This window comes from Desulfatiglans sp. (assembly GCA_012513605.1).
Lineage (GTDB): Bacteria > Desulfobacterota > DSM-4660 > Desulfatiglandales > HGW-15 > JAAZBV01.
In genome coordinates this window covers 1-15165 of record JAAZBV010000007.1, presented here as the reverse complement: position 1 = coordinate 15165, position 15165 = coordinate 1, and the positions used below count along the sequence as shown (strand labels likewise).

General features: G+C 45.0%; 16 protein-coding genes and 1 pseudogene. 12 read left to right on the top strand and 5 right to left on the bottom strand.

Translation table 11 applies throughout. The features are described from left to right. The first annotated feature begins 125 nt into the window (after positions 1–125). From GX654_00770 to GX654_00735, 8 genes and pseudogenes are all read left to right on the top strand, one after another. Positions 126–290, top strand: a pseudogene (locus GX654_00770) (iron ABC transporter permease). Continuing rightward, positions 287–1072: an ABC transporter ATP-binding protein gene (locus GX654_00765; protein NLD35383.1), complete on the top strand. Its 786-nt coding sequence runs from the start codon at positions 287–289 to the stop codon at positions 1070–1072. Before GX654_00770 ends, GX654_00765 begins: the two are co-directional and overlap by 4 nt. Before the next feature lie 37 nt (positions 1073–1109). Next, positions 1110–2189, top strand: coding sequence for an ABC transporter substrate-binding protein (locus GX654_00760; GenBank protein NLD35382.1), 1080 nt, complete (start codon positions 1110–1112; stop codon positions 2187–2189). 13 nt (positions 2190–2202) lie between these two features. Continuing rightward, the gene (locus GX654_00755; GenBank protein ID NLD35381.1) at positions 2203–3090 is read left to right on the top strand and encodes a class I SAM-dependent methyltransferase; all 888 of its coding nucleotides are present in this window, start codon (positions 2203–2205) and stop codon (positions 3088–3090) included. A gap of 54 nt (positions 3091–3144) precedes the next feature. Then, the gene (locus tag GX654_00750) at positions 3145–3756 is read left to right on the top strand and encodes a class I SAM-dependent methyltransferase (protein ID NLD35380.1); all 612 of its coding nucleotides are present in this window, start codon (positions 3145–3147) and stop codon (positions 3754–3756) included. A gap of 17 nt (positions 3757–3773) precedes the next feature. Beyond that, a complete protein-coding gene (locus tag GX654_00745) occupies positions 3774–4691 on the top strand; it encodes a DUF364 domain-containing protein (GenBank protein NLD35379.1) in 918 nt (305 codons plus the stop codon). A gap of 13 nt (positions 4692–4704) precedes the next feature. Beyond that, positions 4705–5277 (top strand): formylmethanofuran dehydrogenase, encoded by a 573-nt coding sequence (locus tag GX654_00740; GenBank protein ID NLD35378.1) that lies wholly within the window; start codon positions 4705–4707, stop codon positions 5275–5277. Between the two features lie 46 nt (positions 5278–5323). Next, complete coding sequence (locus tag GX654_00735) at positions 5324–6022, top strand: energy transducer TonB (protein NLD35377.1); 699 nt, start codon at positions 5324–5326, stop codon at positions 6020–6022. Between the two features lie 8 nt (positions 6023–6030). On the opposite strand, the gene GX654_00730 is transcribed toward GX654_00735, so the two are convergent. Both GX654_00730 and GX654_00725 read right to left on the bottom strand, forming a co-directional pair. Next, positions 6031–6573, bottom strand: a complete 543-nt coding sequence (locus GX654_00730; protein NLD35376.1) for a hypothetical protein — start codon at positions 6571–6573, stop codon at positions 6031–6033. Positions 6574–6639: 66 nt separating this feature from the next. Then, on the bottom strand, positions 6640–7077 hold the full coding sequence (locus tag GX654_00725) for a hypothetical protein (GenBank protein NLD35375.1): 438 nt from the start codon (positions 7075–7077) through the stop codon (positions 6640–6642). Between the two features lie 75 nt (positions 7078–7152). Here GX654_00725 and GX654_00720 point away from each other — a divergent pair, with 75 nt between their 5' ends. Further along, positions 7153–7326, top strand: coding sequence for a hypothetical protein (locus GX654_00720; GenBank protein ID NLD35374.1), 174 nt, complete (start codon positions 7153–7155; stop codon positions 7324–7326). A gap of 89 nt (positions 7327–7415) precedes the next feature. Here the strand turns inward: GX654_00720 and GX654_00715 are convergent, their stop codons facing one another. From GX654_00715 to GX654_00705, 3 genes are all read right to left on the bottom strand, one after another. Beyond that, positions 7416–8657, bottom strand: a complete 1242-nt coding sequence (locus GX654_00715) for an MFS transporter (GenBank protein ID NLD35373.1) — start codon at positions 8655–8657, stop codon at positions 7416–7418. 109 nt (positions 8658–8766) lie between these two features. Continuing rightward, positions 8767–9657 (bottom strand): hypothetical protein, encoded by an 891-nt coding sequence (locus GX654_00710; protein ID NLD35372.1) that lies wholly within the window; start codon positions 9655–9657, stop codon positions 8767–8769. 349 nt (positions 9658–10006) lie between these two features. Continuing rightward, entirely contained in the window at positions 10007–11911 is a 1905-nt protein-coding gene (locus GX654_00705; GenBank protein NLD35371.1) for a hypothetical protein, read from the bottom strand. A 227-nt stretch (positions 11912–12138) separates the two neighbouring features. Here GX654_00705 and GX654_00700 point away from each other — a divergent pair, with 227 nt between their 5' ends. From GX654_00700 to GX654_00690, 3 genes are all read left to right on the top strand, one after another. After that, positions 12139–12468, top strand: coding sequence for a hypothetical protein (locus GX654_00700; GenBank protein ID NLD35370.1), 330 nt, complete (start codon positions 12139–12141; stop codon positions 12466–12468). A 48-nt stretch (positions 12469–12516) separates the two neighbouring features. Next, positions 12517–13863, top strand: a complete 1347-nt coding sequence (locus GX654_00695) for a hypothetical protein (GenBank protein ID NLD35369.1) — start codon at positions 12517–12519, stop codon at positions 13861–13863. Between the two features lie 1081 nt (positions 13864–14944). Then, a partial coding sequence (locus GX654_00690; protein NLD35368.1) for a hypothetical protein occupies positions 14945–15165 on the top strand: 221 nt, incomplete at its 3' end.

Here is a 15165-nt window from a genome sequence, read left to right as displayed (position 1 = left end):
GTAACCAGACTGAACTATTACTTGAACATGTAATACTACGCCATTGTTGCTATGAAGAACGAAAAGGAAGAATCAACTATTACAAACATTTAAACCATATTTGTCGCTTAGCTTGACGCCAATGCGCAAGCGGCGGGATAGGCGCAGCAATACTTCTCATAGCAAATGCACTCTCCATGAATATCCTGGGATCTGTTGTGCTGCCCACAGGGATCATAATGTCCATGATAGGCGTCCCCCTGTTTTTATCCCTTATCTTAAAAGGAAAACGAAAGGAGTTCTGGTCATGATTAACAAGCTTTCAATCAAAAACCTCAGTTTCGGTTATCACAACACCAGGATACTTAAGGACTTTTTCATGGATGTGAGTGACGGCCAGATAGTAAGTATTGTCGGGCCAAACGGGTCAGGCAAATCCACTCTTATCAAGTGCATAGACAGCATCCTTCAGCCATCATCAGGCGATGTTACTGTTGACCGTGACAATATAGGGAAGATGAACAGGGTCGATATAGCAAAAAAGATCGCCTATGTGCCACAGGGATCGTTAAGGGGCTTCCCAAATACGGTATTTGATGTGGTGCTCATGGGAAGGAGGCCATATCTATCATGGAGGGGCGATAAAAGGGATGAAGAGAAGGTGTGGGAAGTTTTAAGGCTTCTTGGCATTGAAGAGCTTGCAATGAACTACTTTACTGAACTGTCAGGGGGGCAGCAGCAGAAGGTGCTGATAGCAAGGGCGCTCGCACAGGAGACAGGGCTCATACTCCTTGATGAACCGACGAGCAACCTTGACGTATGGCATCAGATAGATGTGATGGAGATACTCCGTTCACTTGTAAGAAAACAGCGCCTCACTGCAATAATTGCCATACATGACCTTAATATGGCTGCAAGGTTTTCTGATAAAATCATGATGATGAAGAAAGGTAAAATCATAGCAAGCGGTGCGCCAAACGATGTGATGACAGGACAAAATCTCGAGGCTGTCTATGGAATAAAGGCCAATGTAAGATTTACAGAGGATATCCCGTTTATTATCCCCATGGCTAGGATCGCGGCAAGGGCATGAAAAATACCCGGTTTCAGTATAAAAGAGAGGTAGTTTTATGAAAAAAATGAAAACAGAAATCAACAAAATAAAAAATATCATTCTAATTCTCCTATGCCTTGTTTTGGTATCTTCAGTATATGGCACTGAGGGTAAAATTGCTAAAGATACAGAATACAGGGTAATAACCGATATGGCCGGGCGAAAGGTGAAGATCCCGATCAGCATTAAAAAGGTTCTAAGCACATCTCCGCCACCCACAACATTTATCTATATGCTCGCACCTGAAAAGCTCGGCGGCTGGGTGGGGGGGCCCTCTAAGGATGCAAGTAAAATCCTGCCAAAGGAATATCACAATATCCCTAACATAGGCTGGGGCAGGGGTGAAACGAACTATGAGGCATATATTGCCGCAAAGCCTGACCTTGTCTTTATAGGTGTAGAGGTAGAGCTTGACCCTTCTCGGGCGGAAACAGTGCAGGAAAAATTTGGCACGATCCCGGTGGTGTGCATAGAAAACAGCAGAAATGCCACAGGTTATGCAAAAACAATTACATTCATGGGGGATGTATTAGGCGTGCCTGACAGGGCCAAAATGCTGAATGACTATTATCTGGGCGTACTTAAGGAGGTTCAGGACAAAGTAGCAGGCATCCCGCAGGATAAAAGAGCCAGGATATATTATGCGGAGGGCAACAACGGCCTTTCAACAGACCCAAGCGGTTCTCCCCATTCCCAGCTTATTGATGTGTGCGGAGGGTTCAATGTGGCTGTCTGTTCTGTAAATACAGGCTCAGGGATGACCCAGGTAACCATGGAATCAGTACTGATGTGGAGACCGGATGTCATCATCACCACAAGCCGGGAATTTAAAGAACAGGTTTACAAGGATGAAACATGGAACATGATCCCGGCAGTAAAAAAAAGGAATATACACCTTACCCCAAGCAAACCCTTTAACTGGTTTGACAGGCCTCCGGGAGTAAACAGGATTGTGGGTATCCCCTGGACAGCACATGTACTCTACCCGGATATCTTTACTGATAAATGGTTCAGGGAAAAGGCCATGCAGTTTTATTCATTATTTTACCATTATGAACTTTCAGATGAGGAACTGACATCAATACTTAATGACTAAGAGGAATTACAGCATGAAAGAGAGATCAAAAGATAAAAATATACAGAACTGGATAGATTTCTGGCGATCATCAAAAGGGGTTTTTGACAATAAATCTGACAGCGAACAGGCGGAATTCTGGGACACAAGGTGGGGCACAACAGATACAGGCATATCAAAACATAGTAAGCCCCGAAAAAAAAAGAAAAGCATGGGCGAGATATTCGAGATGCTGGAAGAGGTGGGATTCAAAATCAAGGGGTCAAGGATACTTGATATAGGCTCCGGCCCCGGTGCAGCGGTAATACCCTTTGCCGAGGCAGGTGCAAAGGTCACGGCACTTGATATCTCTTCAAAAGCGCTTGACCGCCTTAAGTCATACACAGATAAAAAGGGGCTTGATGTGAAAACCATTACTGCCTCCTGGTGGACGGCTGATATTGACAGGCTAAACCTCAGAAACAGGTTTGATCTGGTATTTGTCACCTATAGCCCTGCTGTAAAGGATGTAGACGGTTTTGACCGCATGCTTGCATGCTCAAGAGGTTTTGGCTTTTACGGCTTTTTTATTCAGAACCATGGATACGGTCCCATGATAGGGAGCGATGTTGTTCAGAAGGTGCTTAAGGGCGCAGGCCCAAAAAATACATCAAAAAAGGGCTCTCTTTTTACCAATGCATTTTTATACCTGTACCTTAAAGGGTGCAGGCCTGTGGTGCATATCCATGATAATAAGAGAAAGATATCAATGCCGTGGGAAGAGGCCGCGGATCATACAATCAGCTCCCTTGAACATTTTGAACCCTGCACGGCCACAGTAAAGAGAAGGATACGGGAGTATTATAAATCATCAGCAGTGAACGGGATATATAAAGAAAACCGCTCTGTATATTCAGGTATGATGGCCTGGAAGATGAAATAAAGAGACTGAATATTTTTCAGGAGATGGAAATTGAACGAAGAGAGAAAAAAAGGGATGGATGTAACAGGTTATGACCGACGCGCCCTTGGAGTGGACAGCCCCATGTATGACTATTATGCCCAAAAGATTATTGAAAAGACCGGCATTACAAGCGGCCTTTGCGTAGATGCAGGTTCAGGAGGTGGCTACCTTGGCCTTGCCCTCGCAAAAATAACCGACCTTGCCTTCATATTTCTGGATCAATCAGAAAAGATGCTTGAGAGGGCAGAATTAAACATTACAAATGCGGGCCTGAAGAAAAGGGCAAGGACCCTCCATGCTGATGTCCACAAAATACCATTAACAAACGAATCCGTTGATCTGGTCATAAGCCGTGGATCAATACCATTCTGGAAAGAACCTGTCACGGCGCTTAAGGAGTTTTACCGGATTCTTGCCCCGGGTGGAATGGTATATGTGGGCACAGGCAGGGGTACGCCTGAAGTAAAAAAACAGGTTGAGGCAAAGAGAGAAGAGTTGGGTGAAAAGCCCCATGACTGGGAAAAAGAGCATCATCACATGAGGGGGATACACTGTGATTATGATGGCATCCAATCAGGGATAAGCATTGCCAATTTCAGATTGAACAGGGGTGAAGACGGTTCATGGATACATATGTGGAAATAGAAAAGGACACTATAGAAATGGCCGATAATAAACATCCTTTAAAATTGACATCTACTTCTGATAAAACAGACTACTCATATGAGGGGAGTTCGGTTCCAATACTTGATGAGGCAACAGATACGCTTATTCAATATTATGGAAATGATTTTATCAACCTTACTATAGAACGTCTGGTTGTGGGTGTTTTTTTTGTTGGTGTAAAGCTTTCAAACGGATGCGGTGGAGTTGCATATTCGCCCCCTGAGGTGGTTAAAAATGCGGGCAGGCGGATATTAAAGGAAAACTCCCCCCTCATTCGCGGCATGTCTGCAGCAGAAGTGGCGAAGGGAAATGCACCCGGGCCATTTTCAGGAATCATAAGACTCGCGACTCTAAATGCCCTTTCAGTCCCATTTTTTGATGGTGGCCATTATGAGGTGCGTAAAGAAAGTGACCTTTCAGATACAAAGGCGCTCTTTAAAAACCGGTGCGTGTGTATGGTGGGGGCCATAATTCCTCTTTTAAAGCGATTAAAGGAACTGGAGCCTGCCGGCGTGACAATAATAGACCGTAAAGAGGCGACACAGGCAGAGGCTGAGGCGGGCTATGGGCAATTCGTCTCACCAAAGTATACATCAGAAAGTCTTGCCTGCTGTGAGACAGCGGTGTTTACAGGGGCAGCCATTGCAAACGGGAGCATCCAGGAACTCATCGGTTATGTCCCGGCTGATGCGGCAATCGCAATTGTTGGCCCAACAGCGGGGTTTGTGCCTGAACCACTTTTCAGGCGCAATGTGGCCCTTGTCGGCACAGTGGCCGTGACTAAAAGTGATCTTGCCCTTGAAATACTTGCTGAAGGCGGCGGAGGATACAGGCTTTTTAACAGCTGTGTCAATAAGATCAATATTATTAACACCGGTCGCATGAGATACCTGGGATTGGATAAAACAGCTTAACACCGGAGGAAGTATGGAAAAAAAATATTATCAGGATTATGAGACATGTATTGCAGAGGCCAAGGCATTTCATGGTGGCGTATGCGCAGGTATTGTGCTGGGAACGCGTATGACAATGATAGGGCTTGAAAGAATCGGGATCACAGACCCTAAAAACGCTGATAAAAAAAAGCTTATGGTATTCGTGGAGATAGACAGATGCTGCGCTGACGCCATTACTGCCCTTACCGGGTGCAGGCCGGGAAAAAGGACAATGAAGGTGTATGACTATGGCAAGATGGCTGCAACCTTTCTTAACCTTGAAACCGGGAAGTCAGTAAGGGTTTCAACAAAGGGGCGACGAAAAGATCAGGGAAAAGAAGGCGGTGAGATGCCGGACTTCTCAAAGGTACCTGAAGAAGATCTCTTTATTGTAAAGGATGTGAAGGTATCCTTAAAACCCGAAGACATGCCCGGAAGGCCATTACGCCGGGTTGTCTGCGCATCATGCGGCGAGGGTATCATGGATGCCCGTGATGTGGAAGAAAATGGCGAGACCATCTGCAGGCCATGCTCACAGAAAAAAAATTACTATGCCATGGCCTGATGAAAAGTGTGGGTAGATTGCCTAATTCAGGAAAAGGGTGATATAGATGAATAGATACAATAAATATCTCCTTGTTCATCTGGCCGCAGGCATAAAGAGCCTGAGGGTGTGGTCCGGTTTATTAGCCATATTTATGACACTGCTCATGTTTACCATAATGCCTGCGCTTCTCAAACCTGCAGAGAATCATCCTGTCAGGGAAAGATATGTTATACAGAATAAGGAGATATTTATATTAGAGCCTGATACCCCTGAAGAGTTCAAGGAGCCTGAACCGCTGAAGCCGCTTTCAAAAAAGCCTCATATCCTGGTGAGTCCTGCCTCGGAAAAAGGTCCAAAACCCAAGACTTACATGGTCTTTGAAATAAATCCAAATCTTACCGGATCTTCTGATTTTAAATTGCCTGCCCCGGGCACTATATCGGCCCTTGAATTGGGCCTTCCTAATATCTTTAATGCCGGTGATCTTGATCATCCGTTGATATCCGTTAAACGAATTCCACCAGTTTATCCTGTACGTGCCAAAAAGGAGAAGATACAGGGGTATGTGACCATACAGTTTATTGTGAATACTAAGGGTGCAGTGGAGGATGTGACTGTATTAGAATCAAATCCATCAGGGGTATTTGATCAGAGCGTTATTACCTGTGTTCACAAATGGCTTTTTAAACCCGGTGCAGTGAATGGAGAGGTTGTTAATACACTGGCGCAGACAACAGTAAATTTTGAACTTGAACAGAATTGATAAGGATTTTATACATAATATCTGTCATCCTTCCATTTCAAAGGATTTGTGCAGATGTATTTAGCGATTTCATTGTATGATTCTTCATTGCGGATGATGTGTTCGTAATAATTTCGTTGCCATACAGGAACACCCGGTGTATTACGCGATAAATTTATTTGTTTTGCCGTAACCATTTTAAAACGCCCCATAATTTTTGATAACAACATTTTACGACGTTGTAGGGGCAATTCATGAATTGCCCCTACATGAATTGCCCTTACAGTGCCGTTATCATCCTTCCCCGTGATCACGATAATTCCGTGAAAATGATTCGGCATCACAACGAAAGTATCTAAAACAATATCTTCATAATGAATGACCAAATCAAGCCAACAATTGGAAACAATATTCCCATTTTGATTCGTAATCATCTGGCCATTTTTGATTTCCCCGAACAAATATTCTCGGTTTTGCACACATGTCGTAATAAAATACGCACCGGATCGGGAATAATCATACCCCTTCAGGCGTATTGAACGTCGGTGGTGTATGTCAGGGTTGTATTTCATAATATGCCCTAATTGTAGGGGCAATTCATGAATTGCCCTTACGTGAATTGCCCCTACAGCCTTCTTTCAATGCCACCTCTTTTTATCAGTGTGTTTTTCATACAATGCCTCACGGAACTGCACATACCTGATCATCTCATCAAGGCTTAGTACAATATGGGGTTCATACATGTAATTTGCCGCCTCAGGAAGCTTTATATTGGCAGGGATATTTAGTTTGCCTTCTATATTATACATTCCGGATAGCTTATCGCTGCGCTGAGCCACAAGATCAAAGGGGCAGTACTGGATACAGAAGCGTTTATCCGCATCATGATATAAAAACACCAGATCAACAACCGCCCTGTTCCCGCATTCATCGCACTTGAAGAGGTTGATCTCACCCCTGAATAGCCGCTCCTTTAACTCAGGATTGAGTTTTACATTAACCGCCTGGTAAAACTCCATCTTCTGTTTGTGCCCGCATGAAGGACATCCCATTATCTGCTCTTCTTTTATTGTCATTAAATACCCCTTTGAAAATTATATCTTTCTATACTATACATGATCCTTAAGAACAAGAAACAAGGAAAATTCCATATGGAAAAAACAGGTGGCTTAACAAAAGAACAGATTAAGAACATCATTAAGGATTTTATATCCTCTTCTCCTCTCAACACAATGGAAGATGGGACAGGTAAACCGGCATGGGATGATGCACTGGTCGGATTTGCTTCGGATGCAGATCCTATATGGCAGCAGTATAAGGAATAGGGGCGCAGGGCACAAGGCTCAAGGCACAGGGGAAAGCTTTTACAGTTTTACCTTGCGCCTTGCGCCCTGAACCCTGCGCCTGTTTATTATCAGTCCTTCGCATCATATATAAAAAATGCAGTAATAAAGGCAACTGCTGTGACTGCATAGGCTGAGAATGTAAACATGGTATGGAAACCATATATATCAATAAAATGCCCCATGATAGGCGCAAAGATGGCACCGGTATATTGCATAGTTGAATAATATATCCCGTATATCATTGAGCGGTGTTTTGCAGGTGACTGGCCCATTATAAAGACCTCTGCAACCGGGAATCTGATTGCATGAACAAGCCCTAGAGAAATAAGAACAGCTATGTATGCGACATTGTACTCCTGAACTCCAACTAGACCGAATATCAGGAGTCCTCCAAGGATATCGGTAGCAATTATAACCTTTGCACTGCCTATCTTGTCCGATATGAATCCACCTATAAACCCGCCATATATGCCATGCATAAAGACCCAAGCAAGAACCCTGGCTGCCTGTTCATTCGTGGCCCCAAGTTCATTTGCCGTATACAAACTCAGGAATGAATGGACGGTAGCGCCTGCACCCCCGCCAAGAACCATCATGATAAGAAATGCCCACAAACGCCTCTTATACCCCGGCTGTGGGGGTTTCTCTTCTGTCTGTTTCTTTTTCATTGCCTCTATATGTGCCTTCCCATATCTTTTGTTCAGATAGAAAAAGAACATGGTGCCAAGCACCGCAGTTGGAACCGCCAGAGTAAGATAGGCTCCTCTCCATCCCCACATACCTGCCACTTCAGCGGCAATAAGCGGGGCAAAGAGAAAGCTGCTGTTACCACCTACAAGATGTAACCCTATGGCCCTTCCTTTTAAGTGAGGCGGAACGGACATGGCAATCAGGGGAGTTGATGCAGGATGATAGCCTCCTGACATAAGCCCCATAAAGACAAGTGCACCTATAACCATCCAGTAATTCATGGATAACCCGACAAACAGACCTCCGATAGCAACACCCACTATGCCCATCGTTATAAGGAATGTCGGCCCAATACGGTCAGCAAGCCATCCAGCCGGTAGTTGTGACAGACCGCCTGAGATGGAAAAAGCAGAGGTAATTGTAGCTGCTTTTGTATAATTCAGTTTAAACTCCTGCTGCATATAGGGAAGCATTGGCTGCGGAAGTGCAGTTAAGAGGTGATGTGCCATATGTGCAATTATAAAATAGATCAGGGATAAAATTGAAAATGTGTGCATTTTTGGTGTGTCTACACTCTTTTCTGTCTCTCCTGAAATTATATCAACCTTATTATCAGACATTTATTTGGCTCCAAAAAAAAGGGTTCCAGGGGTCTAGGGGTCCAGGGGTCTAGGGTAAAAGAAAAAACACTTGAACCCTCGAACCCTTGGCCCCTAGACCCCTGCTTTTCTACCATACCTCCAGCGGCCATGGTGTCGGCACACTGGGTTTTACCGGTGCAATAACAACATGCACCTCTCTTATCCATCCCCTGGTAACTGCAAAGAACTCTGCCACATATGGGGCAGGCCCTGCATCAGGGTTGTTCGACTGATCATCCTTGCCGGCAAACCTTGCGAGGCTTACGATTATGCCCCTCTCCTCATCAATAACAGGGTATCGCCTGTCTTTAACTAAAGTGCCTTTCCACACCCCGTGGTCAAAATCCTGAAGGGCTGTATGTGGGCTGTTATCAGGGAAAGGGTAAGCCGGGATAAATACCGGGCCATCCTTACCGAACAACTCTGACAGATCAGGCATAACCTCGTTTGTGGTGTGCATGCCATTTTCATACCGTTCCGCATCAGGCATTATGGCAGGTCTTACATAATCGGCAGTGCCCTCTGTCTCCATTGCGCGCCAGTAGCCGTCTGCCACATCCATGAGCTTAAACCTTGAATCACGCTCTGCCGGCCTTATTGACCTTCGCCAGTTGCCTGATATCTCTTTTATGTTGGCAGGGTCAAAGGGTATGGGCACCCCCTTTGCCCCGGTGTTCACGAGTGCCTCTATTTCAGTTATTTTATCGTCAACGATCCTGATGCGCAGGAAAAACATGATGAGTTTTTTATCATCATCAAGGACAGATTGAATTGCCGCCTGACCTGTCTTCACATCGTATATCTCAAGTCTGACCTTTTCCTTTACCCTGAATGATATGATCCCCTCACCAAGCCTTATAAGCTCACAGTTTTCAGAGTATTTGTATGTGGCTGATAGAGGAACCCCGGAAAAATCGCTCATTTCCAGTGCCTTCATATATTTGTCTACAAATCCTTTAAGATATTCCCTTGTATACATGAGCGGTTTCTCCTTTTGCAGTAAAAGGTTTTATAAACCTTGAGCCCTGCGCCTCCTGTCCCGCCATAGTTTCTTCGACCACCATTTTATCCCGCCATAGTTATTTAACGACGGCGGAAGCTTTAGCGCCCGTCCTCCGCAGTAGCTACTGCTACGGAGGATGGAAAGGTGGTTAGCGACGGCGGATGCGTCCTGCAAATATATTGCATAAATAATTTGATCTGTAAATAAATCAATATCACTAAAAAAATTGCTTTTACAGGGTATTGCGCATGGGTAAAGATGCCCTGAGTTTTTTAAATGACTCAGGGCATCTTGTTATCTGCCTGGATTTGATTATCGATTAAAATTACTGCCCCGGCTGAATAGCCTTCAGGGCATCCTTCATCTGCTGTTCTGAAGGTCTGTTAGAGCTGGAACGTGTCTCAAAAATACGCACACCCTCATTCCACTGGTAAGAGTCACGTGTGCCTGCATGGGGTTGAAGCATTATCTGACCCAGGTTCAGGCTTACAACATTGATCCAGTCTGTATTTACAGAGCGTTTGAGTTTTCCGGCTGAAATAGAGATGCCGACCCTCACACGCGCTGTTGGCTGAAGTGTAAGAAAATACTGTGGCGCATCAATACGCACACCATATTTCTGTTCCTGAATCGAGCCAGGGGCGCCTGGTGAAAGCGGCTGCAGGTGGAGCGCCTCAGTTATTATATTTGAATTAGGCATTTGGAGGCTCTTTTGCACTATTGTAGCATTGTCTGCAATAAGGGTTGTCTGACTTAAAGCCTTACCGCTGCCAAGCATGACAAAACCAAGCTGCAGGTAACCGTTGAGAGGACCTGCGGGAAGGTTGGTCTGTGTAACCTCTGGAGGTATATCAATGGAGAACAGCTCACGCGGTGTGGTTCCAATGGGCGGGGTAAAGTCGCAGCTCTGGCTGAAGGCCCCGTCGTCCATTGATCCCTTGACCCAGTCTTTCCCAAGTGCGTAGAGCTTATAACTGAACCTTGCGCCTGCCTCAAGAACAAATTCCTGCCCTCCGAATAACTGTGTTTGAGGAACACCCACTCTTCTGTAATAATTTTCATCCGCATCAAGTGCAGAAGCTCTAAGAGTGAGGTTAAGATTACGACCGGGATCATCCGCAGAGCTACGCACTATACGGGTGGGCGACAGGTTTCCCTCAAGTTTAAGCGGTATGCGCAGACCAAAGCCATATCCGACAGTGTATGTCAGGCGCAGGAAACCACAGCTGAAATTCCACCTGCGCTCCCACTTAAATTCCTGCCCAAGTGTGAACCCTGCAAGAAAAGACTCGCTTATTTCAAGGGCGCCTTCAGCCTTTTCACCATTTTCATATTGGTATTCATGGCCTGGCTGCTGATTGATAACACTGCCGGAGCCAGCCCTTTTATGTCTTACAGATGTGATGGCATCCTGTTTTTTTGCCCTGGTGGTCTGCTTCTGTTGCATCATGAGTGGACGCATCTGTGGCGAAAGACGAAGCGCCCCATCATTATATAGATTCCGCTCAATAACCACCTCGTCAGTGACATCAAAGATGCCTTCACCGCTCAGGGCAGCGCGCAGAACAGCGTCCTCTCCGCCATTTTGCAGGGCCAAGCGCAGAGGATCATCAGGATCAAGAAGGGGCAGCTCTTCCTTGAGAAATCGGCGGAAGGCCTCCTGCTCATCCGCTGGCAGCGAGTTAACAGTCGCATTGGCAACAGATGCATGATCCACCGGTGCAAGAAAGGATGCCAGCTCAGGCGCTGCTGCTGCCGCCTGTTTTGGGTCGCGAATGACCACCCTGACCTGACGGATCATGACAAGGCTTTCAGGGAATTCTACTATTGCCTCTTTGACCTGCGGCCTGCCCACCAGGGCTGTAGTGGGAATTTTATTCAACTGGCTGCCGAGGGCTGCATGGGCAGTAAAGGTCTGGTCATAGACTGTACTCAAGGCAACCTTTTCACCTGTACCGGTGTTCATTTGTATCCCTTTCATGGCAGTGCGGTTAATGACCTTTTTAGGGGCCTGCCGCTCCATCTCAAGCGCAAGTGCGGAGTTGCCATCCCAGTTTTTACCCATTAATGAAAGCTCCGGGGCATTTTTTAGCAGGGGATGCAAAGCAACTTTGGGAGCGGCAAAAGAGGTGGGGCTTCCAGGGGTCTGGGCCAGAGAGTTTGTACAGGTGCTGATCAGTACAAATAAAAATATGGAAAGATATCCCATGAAAAATTTTTTAGAATTCAAGTTATCCTCCTGTGCATATAAGGTTTATTCATTGGGTTAAAAATATTATCCTGCTGACTATCTGTAGATTTATCTATATTATTCGGAAACGAAACATTTTTTAATAAATATATCAACACATAAAAAAATAAAATATTAATTGGCCCCAAGTATAACATAATGTATTATCCACCTGTTGAATAAATTTATTCTTCTGTTTATACCAGGCATAAAGATGGAGGCAAAAAATGGCAGGCAATCTGATTTCAAACGTAATAAACCCGGAAATTGGCCGTGTAGGCGGATTACCTGAAACCGCATTCCTTGCGAAGTCTGAATACACAATGGCAAAGCGCCCCGGTTCCCTTGATAATAAAACCGTCTACCTTGTTGATACAGGTTTTGGCGGGAGCGCAAGGTTCATGATACAGCTTCAGCAATGGTTTACCAAAAATATGCCAAAAGTTAAGACAGTGCGCAGGCGAAAACCGGGCACACCCTTTATGGGAAGCGCCCCTGAACTGTATAAAGAGATCAGCGAAAAGGGTGATGCCGCAATACTTGGTGTAGCAGGGTGACCCGGCTGTGTCGGAGGGGTCGCCTCCGGTTGCAGGGAGCTTGAAGCAATGGGTATCCCCACGGCATCGCTTTCAACCATTGCCTTTAAAGAGGCGGCAGAAGGGGGTTTTGGCGGTGACACCCCCTTTATTTACACTGCCCATCCGGTTGTGGGCGCTCATGATGATGCACTCATGGGATACATCACTGGCAAGAACCCTGAAACAGGCAGGATCGTGTCTGATGAGATCATTGACGCCCTTACAAAACCGCCAAAAAAAAGGGCTGAATTTAAAAAGGCACAGGATAAAAATGAAAAGAGTTTTCTAACCCCTGATACCGAAGATAATCTTCAGCGCCTTTTCTATGAGAAGGGCTGGACAGACGGCCTGCCGGTAATACTCCCGACAAAGGAACGTGTCGAGCGTATGCTCAAAGGGACATCCGCATCCCCGGATGATATTGTGGCAGAACCAAATCCATTTAACCCTGTCAAGGTTACAGTTATGGATGTTGCAATAGTCGCCGTAATGGCAGGCGCAAGGCCGGAGTTTTTCCCTGTGATCCTTGCAGTCGTAGCCACAGGCGAGAGGGCAATCATGGGGTCAACCACCCCATTTGCAGCCATGATTGTTGTAAACGGTCCTATCAGAAATGAGACAGGCATGAACTCCGGTATCGGCGCATTCAGCCCCATTAATATCGCAAACTCCACCATAGGCAGGGCATGGACACTATTAGGCCATGTAACAGGTGGGAACAGGATAAAGGGAACCTTATGGTCATCACAGGGGAACACAATAGCCTATAATAATCTTTGCATTGCAGAGAATGAGGAAAAGAGTGTATGGCAGCCTTTCCATGTACAGAAAGGTTTTAACCCTGACGATAGCGTCGTGAGCATATTCCGCGGCTGGACCATGAGCCACAGCATGGGAGGGGCTGCATTCAGGTCTCATGCCGAAGAGGCGGCAATACTTTTGCAGGCCTTTTCCGCATACAATGCTTCAGCAACTGTAATTATTGATCCATCGGCAGCAAAAATAGTTAAGGAATCAGAGGGGTATGCTACAAAAGAGGATTTCAGCAAAGCCATCTCCGAAACAGCCCAAATGACAGCAGACCGTTTCTGGCGGACCGATTATGTGGATTTTCTTACAAAGCCTCTTGCGGATCAGGGTGTTGAACCCTATGCCTCCTGGAAAAAACTGCCCGGTGATGCGGTTATAAAACCATATTATGACCCTGAAAAGATCAATATCATTGTTACCGGGGGCGAAACAGGGCCATTCTTCAAGGCGTGCGACTTTGCATATGTAACAAGCTCATCCATAGATAAATGGCGGGCAGGTAAGGCTGACCAGTGCGCTGACGGTTCATGCGGACTTCCTGATGCCCCGGTTGAGTATGACTAGAATTAATTCTGTATAGCATGAATGAAAAAATTAAGCGCACCTCAGCATCATTACACCTTAACATATTTAATTTATTGATGTTTTGAGGTGCGTCAAAAATAGACCCGGACTCTCTTCCCGAACCATTATTTTACCCATTCCACACAATGCCTTACCAGGCTGATGGCACATTAATTGCAAAATTAAAATATTTGATAATTTGTAAAAGGGTAATTTATCACGCAAAGGCACAAAGAACACCAAGAAAAACAGTTTTATTTTAAGTATTTACCTTTGCGACTTTGTGGCTTTTTGTGAGATTCAGTTTTTTTACGAAACTATCAATGTTGCCATTTTTGGTAAATGCTGATCTCTGATCTCTTTTTCTCTTAATCGTTCGGCAATACACCCTTGTGGGATTCCCTGCTGCATTTAAATATTTCTCAAACCGCTTAAAGCCTATAGCCTGATTCCCCGCATTTCTTACTGACCTCCGACCTCTGACTCCTGACTTCTTGCTTTTGACCTCTATCTTTTCCCTTACTTTTTCAAAAAATTAGCCTTAAACCTACCCATTATATTTTCGGGTATAATGATTAATTGTCTTATCAGTCTTATCGTTTTTTCTAAAATCTTGAATCTTGTCAGAGATCCCGTGTTGTGTACTGGGAATATTGAATCAAGATTTTTATTAATAGTATTTTTGTCGTCATTTTTTACCCTGTTAAATCCGCATAGCGGGCTGTGTAACAACATTTAATAGGGTGAACCCTGTTAAATCAACGTAGCGGGATAAAAATATCATTTAACAGGGCAGGGCGAGAATCTAAACACCGGACGTCATTCCCCGACTGATCCGCCGTCGCCAAGGCTTCCGTCGTCGCATAAAGCTATGACGGGACAAGATGGCGGGACAGGTCGGGGAATCCAATTGTTTTTAATTTATAATTGTTGGGAACAGTCCAATATCAAGGGCTCCCCTGTTTGTTCTTTTAATTTTGTTTTGGATGTAAGCAGGGTAAAGGAGATCGTCAGATGAAGTGGGGAAGATGAATAAGAGTCAAAGGCAGACCCTTTTCTCTTTTTAAATCGAGGTAATATTATGTCTGAATGGATTGATCGCATTGAAAATCACCAAGTACATACAAATCTTCAGCAAATCAAAGAATTATTAACACAAATTGAGCATTATGCAGAAACTCAAGCAGATAGCCTTGAAGATTATAATAGGTTGTCTCAAATTATTTCATTTGTATGTACTACATTGGCTAATACAGATTCAAACATGGTTCCAAATCCGACGCTCAATAATCTAGCCAGTTT